This is a genomic window from Desertivirga xinjiangensis (assembly GCF_024436435.1).
GTDB classification, from domain to species: domain Bacteria; phylum Bacteroidota; class Bacteroidia; order Sphingobacteriales; family Sphingobacteriaceae; genus Desertivirga; species Desertivirga xinjiangensis.
Genome location: NZ_JAFMZP010000001.1, coordinates 160493 through 181027 on the forward strand (window position 1 = coordinate 160493; position 20535 = coordinate 181027).

19 protein-coding genes are annotated in these 20535 nt (G+C 43.7%); 13 read left to right on the plus strand and 6 right to left on the minus strand.

Going from position 1 to position 20535, the window contains the following annotated elements; all coding sequences use genetic code 11:
- Positions 1–153 precede the first annotated feature (153 nt).
- The 7 genes from J3P37_RS00665 (at position 154) to J3P37_RS00695 (ending at position 7882) form a co-directional block, all read left to right on the plus strand.
- Positions 154–888: an IclR family transcriptional regulator gene (locus tag J3P37_RS00665; protein WP_256009053.1), complete on the plus strand. Its 735-nt coding sequence runs from the start codon at positions 154–156 to the stop codon at positions 886–888.
- 84 nt (positions 889–972) lie between these two features.
- A complete protein-coding gene (locus J3P37_RS00670; RefSeq protein ID WP_256009054.1) occupies positions 973–2163 on the plus strand; it encodes an enolase C-terminal domain-like protein in 1191 nt (396 codons plus the stop codon).
- Positions 2160–2948, plus strand: coding sequence for an SDR family NAD(P)-dependent oxidoreductase (locus tag J3P37_RS00675; RefSeq protein ID WP_256009055.1), 789 nt, complete (start codon positions 2160–2162; stop codon positions 2946–2948). Before J3P37_RS00670 ends, J3P37_RS00675 begins: the two co-directional genes overlap by 4 nt.
- Positions 2945–4405: a BNR-4 repeat-containing protein gene (locus J3P37_RS00680; RefSeq protein WP_256009056.1), complete on the plus strand. Its 1461-nt coding sequence runs from the start codon at positions 2945–2947 to the stop codon at positions 4403–4405. The genes J3P37_RS00675 and J3P37_RS00680 overlap by 4 nt, the downstream gene beginning before the upstream one ends.
- Before the next feature lie 25 nt (positions 4406–4430).
- A complete protein-coding gene (locus tag J3P37_RS00685; protein WP_256009057.1) occupies positions 4431–5687 on the plus strand; it encodes an MFS transporter in 1257 nt (418 codons plus the stop codon).
- A 186-nt stretch (positions 5688–5873) separates the two neighbouring features.
- Complete coding sequence (locus J3P37_RS00690) at positions 5874–6617, plus strand: RraA family protein (protein ID WP_256009058.1); 744 nt, start codon at positions 5874–5876, stop codon at positions 6615–6617.
- A 44-nt stretch (positions 6618–6661) separates the two neighbouring features.
- On the plus strand, positions 6662–7882 hold the full coding sequence (locus J3P37_RS00695) for a YyaL domain-containing protein (protein WP_256009059.1): 1221 nt from the start codon (positions 6662–6664) through the stop codon (positions 7880–7882).
- Positions 7883–7941: 59 nt separating this feature from the next.
- On the opposite strand, the gene J3P37_RS00700 is transcribed toward J3P37_RS00695, so the two are convergent.
- From J3P37_RS00700 to carA, 3 genes are all read right to left on the minus strand, one after another.
- Positions 7942–8304 (minus strand): septal ring lytic transglycosylase RlpA family protein, encoded by a 363-nt coding sequence (locus J3P37_RS00700; protein ID WP_256009060.1) that lies wholly within the window; start codon positions 8302–8304, stop codon positions 7942–7944.
- A gap of 85 nt (positions 8305–8389) precedes the next feature.
- Complete coding sequence (eno, locus tag J3P37_RS00705; RefSeq protein WP_256009061.1) at positions 8390–9685, minus strand: phosphopyruvate hydratase; 1296 nt, start codon at positions 9683–9685, stop codon at positions 8390–8392.
- 212 nt (positions 9686–9897) lie between these two features.
- Positions 9898–11001 carry a glutamine-hydrolyzing carbamoyl-phosphate synthase small subunit gene (gene carA, locus J3P37_RS00710; protein WP_256009062.1) on the minus strand — a complete coding sequence of 368 codons (1104 nt, stop codon included), beginning with the start codon at positions 10999–11001 and terminating at the stop codon, positions 9898–9900.
- Between the two features lie 326 nt (positions 11002–11327).
- Here carA and panB point away from each other — a divergent pair, with 326 nt between their 5' ends.
- A complete protein-coding gene (gene panB / locus J3P37_RS00715) occupies positions 11328–12143 on the plus strand; it encodes a 3-methyl-2-oxobutanoate hydroxymethyltransferase (protein ID WP_256009063.1) in 816 nt (271 codons plus the stop codon).
- Positions 12144–12193: 50 nt separating this feature from the next.
- Complete coding sequence (locus J3P37_RS00720; RefSeq protein ID WP_256009064.1) at positions 12194–12910, plus strand: RluA family pseudouridine synthase; 717 nt, start codon at positions 12194–12196, stop codon at positions 12908–12910.
- Between the two features lies 1 nt (position 12911).
- Here J3P37_RS00720 and J3P37_RS00725 read toward each other — a convergent pair whose 3' ends face one another.
- On the minus strand, positions 12912–13556 hold the full coding sequence (locus J3P37_RS00725; protein WP_256009065.1) for a carbonic anhydrase family protein: 645 nt from the start codon (positions 13554–13556) through the stop codon (positions 12912–12914).
- A gap of 209 nt (positions 13557–13765) precedes the next feature.
- Here J3P37_RS00725 and J3P37_RS00730 point away from each other — a divergent pair, with 209 nt between their 5' ends.
- Positions 13766–14020, plus strand: coding sequence for a hypothetical protein (locus tag J3P37_RS00730; protein ID WP_256009066.1), 255 nt, complete (start codon positions 13766–13768; stop codon positions 14018–14020).
- Between the two features lie 37 nt (positions 14021–14057).
- On the opposite strand, the gene J3P37_RS00735 is transcribed toward J3P37_RS00730, so the two are convergent.
- Positions 14058–14279, minus strand: coding sequence for a hypothetical protein (locus J3P37_RS00735; protein ID WP_256009067.1), 222 nt, complete (start codon positions 14277–14279; stop codon positions 14058–14060).
- Positions 14280–14396: 117 nt separating this feature from the next.
- Between J3P37_RS00735 and J3P37_RS00740 the strand changes: the two genes are divergently transcribed.
- Both J3P37_RS00740 and J3P37_RS00745 read left to right on the plus strand, forming a co-directional pair.
- Positions 14397–14945, plus strand: coding sequence for a uracil-DNA glycosylase family protein (locus tag J3P37_RS00740; protein WP_256009068.1), 549 nt, complete (start codon positions 14397–14399; stop codon positions 14943–14945).
- 54 nt (positions 14946–14999) lie between these two features.
- The gene (locus J3P37_RS00745) at positions 15000–15599 is read left to right on the plus strand and encodes a hypothetical protein (protein ID WP_256009069.1); all 600 of its coding nucleotides are present in this window, start codon (positions 15000–15002) and stop codon (positions 15597–15599) included.
- A gap of 14 nt (positions 15600–15613) precedes the next feature.
- On the opposite strand, the gene J3P37_RS00750 is transcribed toward J3P37_RS00745, so the two are convergent.
- Positions 15614–17503 (minus strand): PAS domain-containing sensor histidine kinase, encoded by a 1890-nt coding sequence (locus J3P37_RS00750; RefSeq protein WP_256009070.1) that lies wholly within the window; start codon positions 17501–17503, stop codon positions 15614–15616.
- A 226-nt stretch (positions 17504–17729) separates the two neighbouring features.
- On the opposite strand from J3P37_RS00750, the gene J3P37_RS00755 reads away from it, so the two are divergent.
- Positions 17730–20531, plus strand: coding sequence for a PAS domain-containing sensor histidine kinase (locus J3P37_RS00755; RefSeq protein ID WP_256009071.1), 2802 nt, complete (start codon positions 17730–17732; stop codon positions 20529–20531).
- Positions 20532–20535: the final 4 nt, after the last annotated feature.

The window sequence follows — 20535 nt, forward strand, 5'->3', positions numbered from 1 at the left end:
AAGTGTGGTCCATTGCCCCGCTGAAGGATGTGACCGATACGGCAACCGACTGACGCCTGCACTTTTATGGCAGGAGAGCAAGGAAGGGAGAAAATTAACTAGAGATTTGCAAGTATTTATTATCTTGCTTTATAATATAAAATTAGATTTTGAATGATACAAGTTATTAACCGCGCATTTGACATTTTAGAGTTTCTCGCAAAAGAGCCTGAAAGACATCGATCACTCACGGAGATCGCTGAGGCACTTAATCTTAATGCGGGGACCTGCGCCAACATCATTAAAACAATGGTTGGACGTAAGTACATTGAGAAAGTGGATAAAAAGAAAGGTTATTGTCTTGGCCCCATGGCCTACGGACTCACAGGGAATGAATCGTACAAAAAAGATCTCACGACGGCTGCAAGAGACGAACTGGATCAGATCACGGCAAAACTAAATGAAAACTCCTTGCTGGCAGTTTTACATAATGAAATGCGATTGATACTGCTTCGTGCTGAAAGTACTCAGCCCCTTCAGGCAAGTACACCGGTAGAGAAGCGTGCATATGATGCTGCTACCGGGCGCCTTCTGGTTGCTATGCTGCCGGATGCAGAACTACAACGCTTTACAGACAAATATGGACTGCCCAAAGAGATGGAGTGGGAAGGGGTATCCGACGAAAAGACCTTTTTAAGTGCCGTCAAAAAGATCCGAAAGGAAGGGTTTGCCATTCAACTTACCAAACAAAATATTGTCGGGCTCGCAGTACCGGTTTACAGCGGAGAGAAGATTGTCGCCAGTATCAGTATTTATCTTCCTGAACTTCGCTACAATAAATCCGATAAAAAAGGGCTCGTAGAATTGCTTAAGGAGAGTAGTCGCAGGATTACGGCAAAAATGAGTTAAGCGAGATAAAAAAAAATCTTTCCAGTTTAAATGAATTTTATACTTTTGAGATTATAATAAAACTTAATTTTATAATATAAAGTAATGAAAATTATTGACTTCCGCACGCGATGTGTCGCGATACCTCTTAACGCTCAACTCAGGCATAATACCGGCGTGCATCCCGGATACTTTTTGCGCACTATTTTGGAGATCATAACCGATGAAGGGATCATTGGTCTAGGTGAAGTAGGGGGAGGTGATCAGCGTATGGCGCTGCAGAAGCTAAAGCCGAGGATACTCGGTATGGATCCGTTTCATCTTGAACTCATCAAACTTAAGGTGTTACGCAGTATCTATTATCTTTCAAATTCTCGTCTTTACGCTGCGATAGAGATGGCCTGTCTGGATATACAGGGCAAGGTTTTGAATCGGCCATTAAGCGACCTTTTAGGAGGGAGCGTTCGAACGGAAGTGCCGATGATAGGATATTTATTCTGGCGCTATGACAGACCGGGCGGTGGACATGACACCTGTGCTGAAGATCTGGCGGATTATTGTGTTGAACTTCATGAGACCCTGGGCATAAATGCTATGAAACTTAAGGCAGGTGTTCAGAAACCTATGGAAGAGGCACGCGTGCTGGAGCTCTGTCGAAAAAAGCTGGGAGACGATTTCGGCTTGAGGATAGACCCCAACGGCTTATGGTCAGTTGCCACGGCTGTTCGGGTAGGCCGGAAACTTGAAGACCTGAATATCGAGTATTTTGAAGATCCCGCATGGGGACTTGAGGGTAACGCCGCTGTAAGAAAACAGGTTAGGGTTCCAATTGCCACCAATATGTATCCCAATAAGTTCGATGATCTTGGTCCGGCCATTCGTCTTGGAGCAGTAGATATAGTACTTACTGATATTCATTACTGGGAAGGCCCACGCGGAGTAAAGGATCTTGCGGCAGTCTGCAACACGTTTAACCTCGGGCTTGCCATGCACAGCGGGGCAGAGTTTGGCATTGAACTGGCAGCAATGATCCATACCGCATCAACGATACCGACCATGAATTTTGCAGGTGATGCACATTATCATTACCTCACCGACGATATCATTGAAGGCGGCCTGATGAAGTATGAAAATGGCTGTATCAAAGTCCCTTCCGGGCCAGGTTTGGGTGTATCGCTGGATGAAGATAAGATGAAGCATTACGAAAAATACTACGAGCAAAAAGGCGACTATTATGCTCGTTTTCATCAGGATCCTTATCGCCCTGAGTGGCACCCAACAGTAGGTGGATTATGAGTTTGGATGGAAAGAAAGCTTTGGTTACGGGAGCCACATCGGCGATCGGCAAAGCTATTGTTCTTGGATTAGCAAGGGCTGGTGTCAATATCGCCGCACATTATTACAATGAACAGGACGCTGCACAGGAGCTCGCTGAAGAAGTGAGAGCGGCAGGTGCAAAAATAGAACTCTTTTCTGCGGATTTTCGCGATAGCGAGGCAGCAGCACGTCTCGGTGTTGAGGCCTGGCGATGTATGAATGGTTTGGAGATTCTGATTAACAATGCCGGGGTGTCTTATAAAAGGCAATTTCTCGATGCTTCGACTGAGGATCTGGACCTGTTTACTTCAGTGAATTTTAAAAGCACGCTCTTATTAACCAGGCAGATTGCAGAAAAGATGGTGGCTGGCGGAACGAAGGGTAGTATTTATACCGTTACCTCGGTAAACGGAATTCAACCTTCTCCGGGCTTCAGTATATATGGAGCGACTAAGGGTGCCCTGGAGGTGTTGATGAAGGGAGCTGCTCTGGAACTTGCCCGGCATGGAATCAGGATTAACACCATTGCTCCGGGTGCGGTTCAATCCGACAACAATATTGCCGTATGGCAGGATCCAGAGGCGCTCTCTGCATTAAATGAGTATATCCCATTAAACCGGATGGGACAGCCCGAAGAGGTGGCATCGGTGATCCTGGCTTTACTGTCTTCGGACAGCTACCTTACTGGCACAACAATACGTATAGACGGCGGCTGGCTCAACCGGGCAGGGTTTCAGGCGCCAAATAAATATTCGCAAAAATGAGAAAGGTGTTTAAAGTTTTTGTCCTTACGTTATTTCCTCTATTGGTGTTTTCACAGACACGCAGAGCTCAGCTGCTGAACAGTCAGGACGATGGATACAGAGGGATATGGTATCAGATCGGACCGACAGGTAACGAATATGCCTATAAATATAGCGGCGGCTTAGGGACGTATCCATCTAACCACTATCCATTTTCAGTGTATGTAAAAGAAAAAGATAAAACCTTTTTCTGCTATGGTGGAACTGATTCGGCCGGGACCACCCTTTACCATCAGGTTGGCTATTACGATCATCGTTCAGGAATGGTGTCGCGGCCAACCATCGTTATGGACAAAGCGACAGGCGATGCCCACGATAATCCGGTAATTCAGGTAGATAAGGATGGCTATATCTGGTTGTTTTCCACTTCTCATGGCACAGGCCGACCTTCTTTTATTCATAAAAGCCTTAAGCCATTTGACATCAGCCAATTTGAAACGGTAAGGGCAACGAAACAGGAAAATGGCCGAACGGTAGCCATGGATAACTTCTCGTATTTGCAGGTCTACTACCATGCAGAACGTGGTTTTTTGGGATTATTTACGTCCTACGAGAACCGGAAGCTTCGTTTTGGGAATAAGAATACCCGCAATATTGCGTGGATGACCAGTAAGGACGGTATACATTGGTCTGACTGGAAGTTCATCGCCAAAATTGAAGAAGGTCACTATCAGACAAGCGGACAATGGAAAAATCGTGTCGGAACGTCGTTTAACTATCACCCTAACCTGGCGGAGGGAGAAGGACTGGATCATCGTACGAACATATACTATCTATACACCGATGATAATGGCCAATCATGGAAAGCGGCGTCTGGTAAGAGTCCCGACATGCCTCTTACAACCATCTCTAATGAAGCGCTTGTTTATGATTATGCCGCCGAAGGCCTGAATGTTTATATAAACGACCTTAATTTTGACAGGAAAGGCAACCCTGTCATTCTTTATGAGACGGGGAAAGGATATGCTCCGGGCGTGCAAAATGGTCTTAAGCAATGGAATGTAGCCTATTGGACTGGTCAGAAATGGCGGATCTCGCGTGTTACTTCGTCAGATCATAACTACGACATGGGCTCACTCTACGTTGCGAAAGATGTCTGGAGAATAATTGCACCCACAGAAACTGGTCCACAGTCTTATAATGCTGGAGGCGAGATTGTTATGTGGGAAAGTCGCGACAAAGGGGTGACATGGACGAAGCAAAAGCAGATGACCCGCAACAGCTTGTTCAATCACTCTTATCCCCGCAGGCCAGTCAACGCTGATAAGGGTTTTTATGCATTTTGGGCCGATGGTAACGCTCGCGAACGTTCTGCCTCATCACTTTATTTTGCTGATAGTGACGGTAAGGTCTATAGGCTGCCGGCAAAAATGGATCGTGATTTTATGAAACCGGAACTTGTTTTTTCTAAACCCTGACCTTTCCCTCTAACCAGTAATAACCATGTTTATCCCCGAAACAAATTCAACAGTTAAGTCCCCTGCAACAGTAAAGCCCGTATCTGCACGATATAAATGGGAATTACTAGTCCTGTTATGGATTGCTTTTTTTCTTAATCAGGCCGATCGTCAGATCTTCAGCGTAGTGCTTCCCCTGGTGAAAGCTGATCTTGGTCTCAGTGATTCGCAATTAGGACTAATTGCATCGTCGCTGGTATGGACGTACGGGGTCTTTGTCCCTATTGCTGGTTTTATCGGCGACCGCTGGAGCAGACGAAATATTATCGGCTCAAGTTTGCTTTTCTGGAGCCTGGCCACCTTACTGACTGGTATGGGAAGTACGGTTGCACAGTTCGTACTGCTACGCGGGGTGGCGACTGGTGGAGGCGAAGCCTTTTATGCACCAGCAGCCAATGCGCTGATCAGCGAGGAGCACAAGAAAAAGCGTTCATTTGCACTTTCGGTTCATCAAACAGCCGTGTATTTCGGTATTATTCTCAGCGGACTCATCGCGGGACTCATCGCTGAACGTTATGGATGGAGAAACGCTTTCTATTTATTTGGTGCGCTTGGGGTGCTGCTTGCTATAGTAATTTTTCTGCGGCTTCGCAAGGATGTTCCTGCACAAGAAGCAGAAAAAGCAAGTGTGCTTGCGACCGCCCGGGAAGTGGGAGGAAAGCCAACCGCGATATTGCTTACTGTTGCATTTGCTTGTATGGTGTTTGTGAACGTTGGTTATCTTACCTGGATGCCTTCGTTAATGGTGGAAAAATTCGGGTTCTCACTCTCAAAGGCAGGTTTTTCGTCGATGGTATACCATCATGTAGGTGCTTTTCTGGGGGTTATTGGTGGTGGCATGATGGCTGATTACTACTCAAAGAAGAATCCACGGAACAGGTTGTTATTGCAGTCAGTGTCGCTTTTAGCCGGTGTTCCATTCATTTACTGGATGAGTACGGCAACAACTGTTGAAATGACCTATTTGTCGCTTTTCTTTTTCGGGGTTTTCCGGGGTGCGTACGACTCGAATATTTTCGCGTCGCTCTTTGAGGTGGTCAGGCCATCTGTCCGTTCATCTTCCGCAGGCCTTATGCTGATGTGTGCATTTTTGGTAGGCGCGTTTTCGCCTTTTCTGCTGGGTGTGCTAAAACCATCATTAGGGCTTGCAACTGGGCTCTCTTGGCTGTGGATCAGCTACTTTATAGGATCTTCTGCAATTTTGACTGCTGTATTATTCTTCTTTAAGCGTGATCGGGTATAATTCCCGGATCAGCAATCCTTTATTTTATATCAATATATGTTGTTCCTCATATCCGGAAATTGGGAGATCAGATTATTTATTTTATTCGCCTCAATTTGCTAAAAAACGTTTGGAATTATTAAAATTTCAGCTATTTTTACTGATATTATAAAATACAATTTTATATAATAAAACAAAATAGAAACGATGAGTATCGATCAGTACAAAAAGGAAGTCGGGATGATGAATCTCGAGCGTCTTATTGAATTAAGAGAAAGTAAGCCCGATACTCTTTTTCCGATTCCGGAAAAGGAGTTGCTGTTGCGGTTTGAGCGCCTGTATACAGGTGCCGTAAATGATGTGTTAAGAGAATTTTGCCTGCTTGATCAGGCTCTGCCGAACCATATTGTGCCTCTCCGTGAGTATCGTACTGTCGCTGGATTCGCTTTCACTGTTAAAAGTGCTCCAAATACCCTTGTGACAGGCGAAATGGAGTTTCGGACACAAATGCTCGATGCCATGCACGAAGATTCTTTTGTTGTTTGGGATACGAGCAGCGACGAGAAGGCTACGCTGTGGGGAGGAGTGATGACAGCGACTGCAAAGGGCAAAAAGGTGCGGGCAGCATGTATTGATGGAGGTATTCGTGATACTCATCAGATCCTTGAGTCTGATTTTCCGGTATTTTATAAATATCGAATATCGAATGGAAGCCTCGGACGGTGTTTGATCACACATTACCAGATTGCTTTACAGATTGGGTCTGTAACGGTTAGGCCCGGAGACATAATCCTGGGAGATATTGACGGAGTGTTGGTGGTTCCCCGGGAGATTGCTTACGAGGTGTTGCGTCGTGCCGAAGAAATCTTGGAGAATGAAAAAGTGATTTTCGGCTGGGTGAAGGAAGGTCAGACAGTTCGCGACATTACCGAAAAAGGTGGGTATTTTTAAATTTCTCGGGCATTCGCTCGTAAACGCTGTAATCATAAAAGGAGATGAACTTTAAATTTTTTGTTACGCTGACTCTGGCAGTTAGCTTAACTGTGTTTTCTGCAGATGCGCAAAGTGTTAATAACCTGCGGCCCAGAAAAAAAATACTGAAACTTGCAAGGGCGCGCCTTGAAGGAGCAAAATCGCAGTATCGTTACTTTATGACGCAGGTACCTCAGGATAAGATGCCACGTACGCTGGACAAAGACGGCAAATTATTGCTGACTGATACCGGATGGTGGTGCAGCGGATTTTATCCTGGGAGTTTGCTTTTATTGGTAAAAGCGACCGGAGATCAGGAATTATACCAGGAGTCGCTGAGGAGACTATCGCTACTCGAAAAAGAACAGTACAACAAAGAGACTCACGACCTTGGTTTTATGATGTATTGCAGTTTTGGCCTGGCAGACAAACTTGCTCCATCTCAGCGTTATAAAGACATTATCGTTAATAGTGCCAGGTCTTTAGCGTCGCGTTTTGACACAACGGTTGGATGTATACGGTCATGGAATTCAAAAACACCCGGCGAATTCCTTGTTATCATTGATAATATGATGAACCTTGAGCTTCTTTTCGCCGCTTCACGACTCAGTGGGGATTCTACTTTCCACAAGATTGCGTTGCGCCATGCAAATACGACTCTGACCAATCACTTTCGATCAGACAACAGTTCATGGCATGTGGTAAATTATGACTCTGAAACCGGTGCCGTTAGGCTAAAGCGGACTGATCAGGGAGCTGCAGACGCATCCGCCTGGGCTAGGGGGCAGGCGTGGGGCCTTTACGGATATACCATGGCCTATCGCGAAACGGGAAATGAGACATACCTCGACCAGGCGAATAAAATTGCTTCATTTATTCTCAGTCATTCCCGTTATCCAAAAGATGGTGTTCCTTATTGGGATTTTGATGCGCCTGGAATCCCCAATACTTTTCGGGACGCTTCGGCTGCTTCGGTCATCGCTTCTGTCTTAATCGAACTAGCGGGTTATACAAGCAAAAATACTGGTAAACAATACCTGAATGCGGCCGAAAACATCTTGCTTACTCTTTCGTCTCCTGCTTACACAGCCACTGAGAGAACCAACGGAGGATTTCTACTAAAGCATAGTGTCGGCAGCATTCCACATAAATCAGAAGTAGACGTTCCTTTGACCTATGCTGATTACTATTACCTCGAAGCACTGAGCAGGTATCGCGGTTTAGTGAAAACTGATAAAAGGTAGGGATGAACGTATTTGTAATTTTAGAATCCTGACCACGTTGGCATGTAGTGCGATATTGACTATTTCTTCCTGTATTGAATTTTTACCGTTCCAACCCCCTGATTGATCATATCAATCTTACGGGCGGCTTTCCGGGAAAGGTCAATGATCCTGCCGGCGACAAAAGGACCGCGGTCATTGATCCTTACTTTCACTGACTTCCCATTCTTCATGTTCGTCACTTTTACCTTAGTTCCAAAGGGAAGCGTTCTGTGTGCGGCGGTGCGTTTAGAACTTCTGAACTTTTCTCCGCTGGCAGTGCGTCTGCCATTAAATTTCTTAGCGTAAAAGGACGCTTTTCCGGTTTGTGTTGCCTTGGGAGCACATGAGCTAACTAAAAAAGCAGCGAACAGAAAAAAGATTGTAAAACGGATCATCATCATTCAAAACTATAAATTTATTGAAAACAAGCTGTTGTAAAAGTAAAAAAGCCCGGCTAGCGGGCTTTTAAATACTATTAACGCTAAATTACTTTTTAGCGTATTTGAAGTTTTTGCCGATGAACTTAGCATTAACACCTAATTCTTCTTCAATACGCAGTAACTGGTTGTATTTTGCGATCCTGTCTGAACGGGAAGCTGAACCAGTTTTAATCTGACCGCAGTTTAAAGCAACCGCCAGATCAGCAATTGTAGTATCTTCGGTTTCTCCTGAACGGTGCGACATTACAGAAGTGTAACCATTAGTTTGAGCTAAAGAAACTGCATTGATAGTTTCAGTTAATGAACCGATCTGGTTTACTTTAACAAGGATAGAGTTACCAGTTGCAGTATCGATACCTTGTTGTAAACGGGTAACATTAGTAACAAATAAGTCATCACCAACTAATTGAACTCTGTCGCCAATTTTGTCTGTTAACAGTTTCCAACCGTTCCAGTCGTTCTCATCCATACCATCCTCAATAGAAATGATCGGATATTTTTCGGTTAATTCAGCAAGGTAAGAAGCTTGCTCTTCGCTTGAGCGAACTGCACCTTTATCACCTTCGAATTTAGCATAGTTGTATTTTCCGTCTTTGTAGAACTCAGAAGAAGCACAATCTAAAGCAAGGCAGATATCAGAGCCAGGCTTGTAACCTGCTTTTTCAATAGCCTTTAATACAGTTTCGATAGCATCTTCAGTGCCGTCGAAAGTTGGAGCAAAACCACCTTCGTCACCTACAGCCGTAGATAAACCTCTGTCGTGTAAAAGAGCTTTTAGGTTATGAAAAACTTCAGCTCCCCAACGAAGGGCTTCAGAGAAAGAAGGAGCGCCTACCGGCATGATCATAAACTCCTGGAATGCGATAGGAGCATCAGAGTGAGAACCGCCATTGATGATGTTCATCATTGGGATCGGTAATGTATTAGCATTCACACCGCCTATGTAACGGTATAATGGCTGATGACTTTCCTGTGCTGCAGCTTTGGCAACAGCTAAAGAAACACCAAGGATGGCGTTAGCACCAAGGTTTCCTTTGTTTTCAGTTCCGTCAAGCTCGATCATAGTTCTGTCGATCAGGTTTTGTTCGAAAACATCCATACCCTGTAACGCTTTCGCGATCTGAGTGTTAACATTCTCTACAGCTTTTAAAACGCCTTTACCCAAATATTTTGATTTGTCGCCATCGCGAAGCTCTACAGCTTCATGCATACCAGTTGAAGCACCAGATGGTACTGCAGCACGGCCGATAGTGCCATTTTCGGTAATTACATCTACTTCGATAGTAGGGTTGCCACGTGAATCAAGTATCTGGCGGGCATGTACGTCTAAAATTAAGCTCATTTCTTTTTGTTTTTATTATTTACCTTTTTGGATCGCCTGTTTTTAGGTCTGTTTTTAATAAACCTGTTAGTGTAATTGCGACACTAAGCAGCGAAGCGCTCCAAAAATACTCTTTTTAGAAGAATGAAAAATGATTAATGTTATTTTTCTTTCTTTAAATTATATAAAAAAACCCGGTTGTCTGCGAACACAAGCGGGTTTTAAGTTATTTCCTAGTTTTTTTGCATGGAATCAACAAACTGGTCAAAAAGATAGCGTGAATCGTGCGGGCCAGGAGACGATTCAGGGTGATATTGCACCGAGAACGCTTTTTTACCCTTAACGCGGATCCCTTCGATCGAGTTGTCGTTCAAATTGATGTGTGTAATTTCAACTTTATCAGAGTTCTTTACATCGTCAGGCACCACACCAAAGCCATGGTTCTGAGAGGTAACTTCGCAATGATCAATGATGATGTTTTTCACGGGATGGTTCAATCCACGGTGACCGTTGAACATCTTCATCGTACGGATGCCGTTAGCCTGCGCCAAAAGCTGGTGTCCCAAACATATTCCAAACAAAGGTTTATCTGCCTCAAGAACTTTTTTCACTGTTTCTATCGCGTAAGGCATGGCAGCCGGATCGCCCGGGCCGTTTGAAATAAAGTAGCCATCAGGAGCCCATTTTTCCATTTCCTCGAAAGTGGTAGTAGCAGGGAATACCTTTGCATACACATCACGGTGATCGAAGTTGCGGAGAATGTTCTTCTTAACGCCCAGGTCTAATACAGCAATTTTATGTTCCGCATCTTCCTTGCCATAAAAGTAAGGCTCCTTGGTAGACACTAAAGAAGATAGCTCCAGGCCAGCCATTGAGGGAACCTCAGCCAGTGTCTTTTTCAGTTCCTCAATATCGAGGACTTCCGAAGAGATAATAGCGTTCATCGCTCCCTTATCACGGATGTGACGAACCAGTGAGCGGGTGTCTACATCAGAAATACCTACAATGTTTTCTTCCTGGAAGTAATCCTGGATTGATTTATCTGACATCTTACGGCTGTAAGTGATATTGAAGTTCTTACAAACCAAACCGGCAATTTTAATGTCGCCTGATTCTATTTCGTCGTCATTAACACCGTAATTACCAATATGCGCATTGGTGGTCACCATTATTTGTCCGAAATATGAAGGGTCGGTAAACACTTCCTGGTAACCAGTCATGCCGGTATTAAAACAAATCTCACCTGTAGTTGTGCCAATTTTTCCGGCGGCTTTGCCGTGATACACAGTTCCATCCTCCAACAGCAGTACAGCAGGTAATTTGGTGTAATTAGTCATTTTTTAAATTAAAGTTTTTTGTTTTGTTAAGTATAAGGTCACGCTCTGTTTTCAGTGTAGGGCAGTCTGCACTCTTGCCGTATTTCAGCCTTAGCGGTGTAAAAAACGAATGAAAATACTTAAGATTCCCGGAAGGAATTCCGGCAGCAGGGTACAATAAACTGAAGCAGTTGACTTCAAAATTCACAAGAGACAAAGGTATGAGTTTAGACTGATTTTTTAAAGCGATTTTTACACTTAATGCAATTTAATTCAGGAGATCCGAAAAATAACAGGTTTCATTGATGCGATTAACTTTCTACCTTTGTCCTTCCTTAATTAATACCATGTCAGTTAACAAAGAGATCAAGCGTATAACTACTAAAACGCTTCAGGAAATGAAGTTGGGCGGAGAAAAGATCGCCATGCTGACTTCGTATGACTATTCAATGGCCAGGATTGTGGATGAAGCGGGAATTGATGTGATACTGGTTGGAGACTCAGCTTCGAATGTGATGGCAGGACACGAAACTACGCTTCCCATTACGCTGGATCAAATGATCTACCATGCATCGTCAGTGGTCAGGGCAGCCAGTCGGAGTTTAGTGGTGGTAGATCTCCCATTCGGATCATACCAGGGAAATTCAAAGGAAGCTTTAAACTCAGCTATCCGCATCATGAAAGAATCCGGAGCTCATGCCGTGAAGCTGGAAGGCGGAGAAGAGATCCGGGAATCAATTGAGCGTATTATCACAGCCGGAATTCCGGTGATGGGGCACCTGGGACTTACCCCCCAGTCGATCTACAAGTTCGGGACATATACGGTAAGGGCAAAGGAGGAAGCTGAAGCTGAAAAGCTGAAAAGCGACATCCAGGTTCTTCAACAGGCAGGGTGTTTTGCTGTGGTCCTGGAAAAGATTCCGGCCAAACTGGCGCAGGAAGTTACTGCAAGCGTCAAAATCCCAACTATCGGCATTGGTGCCGGCTCAGGATGCGATGGTCAGGTGCTGGTGATACATGATATGCTTGGGTTAAACAAAGGATTTAAACCGAGATTTTTAAGACAGTACCTCAACTTATTTGAGGAAATTAACGGGGCTGTTAAAGGCTATGTGGCTGATGTGAAAGCTAACGACTTTCCGAACGAGAAAGAACAATATTAGAAAAGAATTAAGATTGGACCTGAGCGCTGGCTCTGATTCAATTTCATATTATGGATAAACTCAAAAGCGTTCATTTTGACATAACCGACAGGGATGTTTTATTTGAAGATAATCATTTAATTGCGGTTAATAAACGCGCAGGTGATATTGTGCAGGTTGACGAAACCGGAGATGAGCCTCTTGATGAGAAGGTTAAGAAATATCTTGCCAAAAAATATAATAAGCCAAATGGAGCCTTCTTAGGCGTGGTTCACCGCCTGGACAGGCCGGTTAGCGGGGTTATCCTTTTTGCAAAAACCAGCAAAGCGCTCGACCGCATAAACGCCATGTTTAAGGGAAGGGAAATGAAGAAAACTTACTGGGCGGTAGTCAGGAACAGACCGGTACCTGAAAGCGGTAACCTCGTGCATTACCTGGTGAAGAATCCGCAGAAGAATGTCACAAAAGCCCATGATCAGGAGGTTAAGGGTAGTTTGCGTTCTGAATTAAATTACAAACTCATTGGTGAGTTAAACGGATACTATTTAATAGAGGTTGATCCGATCACCGGCAGGCCGCATCAGATACGCGTGCAGCTGTCTACTTTAGGCTGCCCCATTGTTGGCGATAACAAATATGGTTATCCACGGGGCAGCCTGAAAAGAAGCATTTGCTTACACGCTAAGCGGTTAAGGTTTTTGCATCCGGTAAAGAAGGAAGAGATAGATATCGCTGCTCCTCTGCCCCGGGATGGCTTTTGGGAAAAGTTTGAGCTATTTTACAAATAGCTCATGCTTTCTCATGAATGTTTTCTTCAAAAAAGTCAACGATGCCGGTTTCAACGTTATACATCGCTCCAACCAGTGCTATGTCGCCATTTTCAACCATTTCAGCAATAATAGGACTCTGCTCTGTAATTTGCTGAAGTGTACGATGGACATTAATCATCGCGACATTTTCGACAAAAACAGAGTTTTTTGAGTTGCGGTTCTCTGTAGTGCTGGTTTCATCTTGAACTGCTGGTTGAATTTTATTAAGAAGGGTTGTAAGGTTGCCCATCTCTACATGATCACAGGCGCCTTTAATAGCACCACACTTTGTATGGCCCAGCACCACTATTACTTTTGACCCGGCCAGTTTGCACGCAAACTCCATGCTGCCTAAAATGTCCTCGTTTAGCACATTGCCTGCGATACGGCAGCTGAATACGTCGCCCAGACCCTGGTCAAAAATAAGTTCGGCTGAGGTCCGGGAGTCGATGCAGCTTAAAATGAATGCAAATGGAAATTGTCCGCTCGAAGTTTCGTTAACCTGCTGCAATAGATTGCGGTTGAATTTAAGATTGTTGACAAAACGTTTGTTTCCGGTTTCCAAAAGTTCAATAGCTTTTGCCGGTGTAAGTGCATTCCGGTCTGTTTCTGTTAAGGTTTTCAATTTCTTAGTTCAATTAAGGTTGATAATTAAATAATTCTTACCAGCACTGTGTTCAGTATCTGGCTGTGTGTTTTTCCTCACAAAACTAATTAAATGGATGTTGATTACAAGGCCTGAATAAATTTTTAAAAAGGCTGCCTCATAAAAAGAAACATAAAACAAACCAGGGCTTCCAGCATTATTTAATTGAATATTAAATAAACATTAGCATGAATAACATACAAAATGTAGATCCGGATAATAACGATCAGGAGAGCCAGAAGGATTCGGTAGAGGATAATACAGTAGACAACAGTAATCAGAGTGCAAATCAGGATGATTATGATTCCGACATGGAAAGGATCCAGCAAGCCACCGAAGCGTCAGAGGCCTCTTTTACTCTTGAAGCCGAAAAAGGTTTGACCCCAGATCCCGATACCCTAAATAAGCAAGAAGAACGAGACGGCAATAATGTTAAAAAATGATAAAATGATTCAGGCATTTAATGCCTGAATCATTTTATTAGTCATCTCCCCCATAATCAATATCTTGTGAGGGTGGAGAGCCAAGTTTATTAGGCGCTTTATCGGCTTCATCGTCCGGCTGCAGTTTATCGATCTGATCTTCCTGCTTTGCACCTTCATTTATGTTTTCATTTTCTTCACCCGGTAAACGGGGTTCAGAACTGTTTCCTTTTGGGGTATTGTCAGGATTACTGTACTGATCTGCATCTTGAGGTATCATAACTTTTTTCCTGAACAACAAGCTGGAGCTTTTGAATGTTTCAATTTTTAGGGCTTATGGAACGCCTTGTTCTCTTTAATTTAAGAAAAAAGCTCAAATTAGCAATTTGTAGACAATATGGCTGTGGTTCTTCATAAATTCAGGGAGCATAAAGTGGAGCCCCTGACCGAGATACTCATTATTGGAATATTTGTTCCGGATACCGAACCGTCCGACTTTTTCTATGGGCGGTCAAGAAACTTCTTATGGCATCTATTACCTCAGTGCTGGGGCATGGCGCCATTAAAAGAGGCATCATTAGCCGAAAAGAAAAAGTTTATGGCCTCCCGGAAGATAGACTTTGCTGATCTGATCTATGCGCTTGATGCTGATGAGGAAAATGGGGATGCTACTGAAGATGCATCTGTGGACAGTCATGTGCACCAGTGGACGGATCTAACCGGTATTATTGATACTTTGCCAAACTTGAAAGCGGTCTATTTTACGAGAAAAACCTTTGCGGGGATTCCAAACATGCGGGCCCAAATGACCAAGGTGGCCGGGCATTGTGCCTCAAAAAATATAAGGGTTTGCAAGCTGGATACTCCTGCGCGTTTTTATAGCGTGGAAAAATTGCAGCAATGGAAAGATACAATTGTCGGGCAAACAACCTGTTTGCGCGTTTAGATTTTGCAAGTATTTCTTAATTTAGGATTTTAACAAAATAGGTTAGCAGTCTCTATGGATAGTACAGAGTTCAACTATCGTCAACACGTAATATACCTCTATGTCTTATGTCATTACACCAGCAGGGAACTATACATCTGCGGCTTGAATTTTGGCATCCAGAACGAACTGAAAGATATGTTCGAGGTATTCGGAAGCGAGTCTGAAATTCCAGTTGATATGGCTATTTTGGAGGCATTGGACAATCCCTCTGTGAAAATACTGATCAAGATGATCGAAGCTTTGACGGAAACAATGAATTCTTTGGCCAATATCAACTCCTTAACTGATGAAGAGCTGGAACAGGCGATTGAAAACTGGGAAGGTCTGGAGCATAGCGGTGAAATTGAACCACCGGAAGAAAATACGTATTCAGAGCTGCTTTCGAAGCTGCCGGTATTCATTTACGCTACTATGTGTTCCTTTTACATAAGGGCCTGGCAACTTGTTCATTACAGGGCTGATGTCCCCGATGATCTCTATGACTCTTTTCAATATCCCTATGTAGATAACATAAAATTTCTTGAAGGTCCTGATTCAAATATGCAGCTGCTGTGCGAACTGTTTCAAAAGATGCATGATTTGGATAATGAGATATTAAATGAAATAGGATAATGAATGACGAATAACTATACTTCATCCTTGTCGAGACCCAGAGGAATTTCAAACCAGAAGGTACTCCCTTTGCCAGTTTCGCTTTCAACGCCTATTTTTCCGTCGTGCTTTTTTATAATTTCTGAGGATATATAAAGGCCGAGTCCCAGCCCGGCGTATGGCTGCCCATTTTCGTTAGCCCTGTAGTACCGGTCGAATAAATGAGCTTGCTTTTCTTTAGGAATTCCCGGCCCCTTATCAATAACAGATACCTTTGCCTGGTTATCGGCTTTTTTGATCTTTATCACCACCAGTTTTGATTGCGGAGCATATTTTATAGCATTATTTACAAGATTAATTAAAACCTGGTCCAGCCGGTTAGAGTCGGCGTATACTTCCAGATCCAGGTCGCCTTCTGCCACAATATCGTGCGTTCCAAGGGCCCGCACATGCTGACAGCAATCATTAATCAGTTTTGAAAGAACAAACTTTGTTTTTTTCAATTCCAGCTGCCCCTCTTTCATACGGGTGGTGTTCAGCAGATCTTCAATGAGAACGGTCACCTTCTTTAAACTTGAGTTTGCCTGGTCGATCAAAGCAGGGAGCTTGGGAGAGGCAGGATTGTTTTTCAAGCGCTCCAGCAATTGTAGAGATGCCTTCAGCGATGTAATAGGTGTTTTTAACTCGTGACTGGCAATACCGATAAAATCGTCTTTTTGCTGCTGCAAGAGCTTTTGCTCTGTGATATCCTGCGATACCCCGGAAATAATCCTTTCTCCCAGTTCATTCTGAATGGTGTTTCCTGAGACGAGCACCCAGTGTATGGTGCCATCAGGCCATTTCACAGGGAATTCGATATTATATACAACATCGTCTTTTTCAAACTGCGATTGTACTTCAGTAACTTTGGCCAAATACTCGGGTAATATACCTTCCATAATGTCGTTCACAGACACATCTCTATTTGGGGGAAATCCAAAGTTTGCTTTAAACTGGCTGCTGCTAAGCATTTTTCCTGTGTTGAGGTTTCGTTCATAGGTGCCCAGCCGGCCCGCCTGTAAGGCTAAAGCGAGACGCAGCTGAGTTTTTTCAAGCTGTTTATTGGCTTCTTCAACCCTTTGTCTGCCAAGTACCTGGTCTGTAACATCAACAGCAGCTGCCATCACACCTGTAATGGTGCGGTCTATTTCATAATAAGGCGCGTAAACAAAGTTGATCGCTTTTCTTTCGGTGCCACCGTTCTTGGGCAAGTCTACATATCTCTCCTCCTCTAAAATAACCTCACCGGTGGTATAAACCTCATGCAGAAGACTTTCCAAACCTTGCCCCTTTGCTTCAGGTATGCCTTCGAACAAGGGCTTGTTCAGAACCTGCTCCTCCAGTACGCCCCAGATCTCCAGAACCTCTGCATTTGCAACTTCAACGATGTACTCGGGCCCTTTAAGCACGCATAAGGCCACGGGCGCTTGTAAGATCAAACTTTTAAACCTGGATTCACTTTCTTCGGCTCTTTTGTTAGCTAAAACGAGGTCAGTGACGTCTGTGGCGATACAAAGAACGCCCCAGATTGCACCGTCTCTAGATCTGAGAGGCTGATAGCTGAATTTGAAATAGAAGGTCTGCATCCGATCGTCCATCAGGAAATCAGCCCGATCATTTTCCGTATGATAAGCAACACCTGTGGTATAAACGCGGGTTAACAGGTCAAAGAATGGCTGATCTGCCATTTCAGGAAGAGCATCCCTGAACTTCCTTCCAATTACCGATTTATCTTTACCCCAGGCCTTCAGGGTAGCCTTGTTCGCAACAATGACGGTCATGTCCTTGCCAGCACATACATAAACCGGCAGAGGAGAGAGTTCGACGATCGTACTGTAAATGTTCTCTGCATAGCCTTCGTTAAATTCTGATGTATCAAAACTCATAGCCCGTAAAGTAGAAAAACTAGATCAGGATAGATAACGCTTAAAGGAGTTAAAAAGTTCTGGACTAGAGTTCTGTGTGAAACGAGTGGAGCAGGAGCAGTTAATATTCAGGCTGGACGGGCTCTGCAGGTTTCGCTAAATCGCTTTAACACTTTAATGATCTTAATCTTACTCGCTTAAATATCATATATTTGCCGCCTCAACCCAATAAAAAGGACTCATCGAAATGTCAGATCCATCTTCTATAGAATTGTCAGTAGGTATAAAACAACTTTTCAGCCAGGCACCGGTGGCCATTGGACTCCTTGCAGGCTCCGATATGATTATACAAAATGCGAACGAATGGATGCTGGAATTATGGGGCAAAGATTCTTCTGTTATTGGTTTGCCTGTTATTGAAGCTCTTCCCGAAATTGAAGGCCAGCCATTTCCCGACATCTTAAAGAATGTGTATGAAACAGGGGTTGAACACCGGGGTTATGAGACGCTGGCAAAGCTCATAAGAAATGGTGTTTTGGAAACATGTTATTTCAATTATGTTTATTCGCCTATCCGCAATTCTATAGGAGAAATCAATGGTATCAGTGTTATTGCGAATGAGGTCACGGAGCAAGTAAAAGCCAAAAAAGAGCTGGAAGCAAGTGAAAATCGCTTTAAAGGCCTGGTGCTGAATGCAGATGTTGCAACCGGCGTCTACACTGGCAGGGAAATGAAGATCGAAATCGCGAATGATGCGATGATAAAAGTATGGGGTAAAGATGTATCAGTAATTGGTAAGACACTGCACGAAGCCCTGCCTGAACTTGAAGGGCAGCCTTTTCATGATCTATTGCAGGAAGTGTATACAACTGGAGTTAGCTACAGAGCCACTGAAGATAGGGTGAATTTAGTGGTCGACGGACAGCTTCAGACGTTTTATTTTAATTTTAGCTACAAAGCCTTACGCAACACAGAGGGTGAGGTCTATGCTATATTGAATATGGCGGTAGATGTTACTGAACAGGTTTTAGCAAGACAAGCGGTAGAAAATAGTTTCGGGCAACAACAGGAACTGAATGAAGAATTGGCTGCTACAAACGAGGAATTAGCTGCTGCCAGCGAAGAAATAGCAGCTACAAACGATGAACTTTTAGAAGTGCAAGAATACCTCAATAAAACGGTTAGTGATCTGGAATACAGCGAGTCAAGATTGAAGTATATTATGCAGGAGGCGCCCGTAGCTATCGCAGTAATGCATGGCCGCGAGCTGTTGATCGATTCAGCTAATAAGAATATATTGCAAATATGGGGTAAGACACCTGCAGTTATTGGTAAAACTATCCCCGAGGCTTTACCAGAAATCGAAGGTCAGCCGTTTTTGGAATTACTCGACAATGTGTTTACGTCGGGTAATGCCTATGCTGCAAGCGAGGCGAAGGTGATGCTTGAACATCAGGGCGAGTTGAAAGAGATCTTTTGCAATTTCGTTTACCAGCCGATAAAAAACGGTGCAGGGGAAACCACAGATATTATTGCAGTCGCAGTGGATGTTACCGAACAGGTAAGATCCAGACAAATAGCCGAAGCAAGCGAAGCAAAATTCAGAAACCTGGTTAAGCAGGCACCTGTTGCCACTGCTTTGTTTAAAGGGGAGAATATGGTGCTCGAACTGGTGAACGATGCCATGTTGCATATCTGGGGCAGAGACAGAAGTATTCTTAACCGCGAATTACTTGATTTTATGCCTGAACTTAAGGGTCAGGAGTACCCGGAATTACTTGCAGAGGTGTATCATACCGGGGTAGAATACAAGAACAATGAAAGCCGGGCCGAGATAATGGTAAACGGTGAGCTCAAAACATATTATTTCAACTTCACATATAAACCTATAAGTGATGGTAATACCAATATTGGAATACTGGTAATGTGTATTGATGTTACTGAGCAGGTAATATCCAGGCGGCGAATAGAGCAAAACGAACTAGCTTTAAGGTTGAGTCAAAATCGACTTAAAGAGCTTGCCGACTCCATGCCTCAGATGGTATGGACAGCAACACCAGACGGGTACCTGGATTATTATAATAAGCAGTGGTACGACTATACAGGGTTTGATGAGAATACCTTTGGCGATCAAAGCTGGGAGCCTGTGCTGCATCCTGATGATCTTCTAAGAGTTAAAGAGATTTGGTATGACTGCGTAAAATCAGGAAAAATTTACCAGATAGAATATAGGTTTAAGGACTTTAAAAAGCCGGGCGAATACCGCTGGTTTTTAGGCAGAGCAGTGCCTATAAGGGATGAGCAAGGAAATATAGTGAGATGGATCGGAACGAATACCGATATTCATGAATCTAAAGTGCTAGAAAAACAAAAAGACAATTTCCTTGGAATAGCCAGTCATGAGTTGAAAACGCCTGTCACCAGTATCAAGGCCTATACGCAGGTGCTCGAAGCAATGTTGAGAAAAGAGGGGGACGACAGAAAAGCCGGACTGGTGTATAAAATGGATGTTCAGCTGAATAAACTGACTTCTTTGATAGGTGATTTGTTAGACGTTACCAAAATCCAGACAGGGAGAATGCAGTTTAATGATGATTACTTTGAATTTAACAACCTGGTTGAAGAAATTATCGAAGAACTTCAACGCACCACTGCAAAACATATCATTGTGCCTAATCTGGAACCAACTGGAAACGTTTTTGCCGATAAGGACCGGGTAGGTCAGGTCATTACCAACCTGATCACCAATGCCATAAAATACTCTCCTGATGCAGACAAAATTGTGGTATATACCCGGCTTGAGAATGAAAACGTAAAGTTATGTGTGCAGGATTTTGGTATTGGTATCCCGAACGATAGAAAAGATAAGGTTTTCGAGCAATTCTACCGGGTTAGCGGCACTAAAGAACATACTTTCCCCGGTTTAGGCTTGGGGCTTTACATTTCTTCAGAAATTATTAAGCGCGAAGGCGGAGAGATTTGGGTAAACAGTGCAGTAGGAAAAGGGTCTACTTTTTGCTTTTCTCTTCCGCAAAAAAATGCCAGTTAAGTCA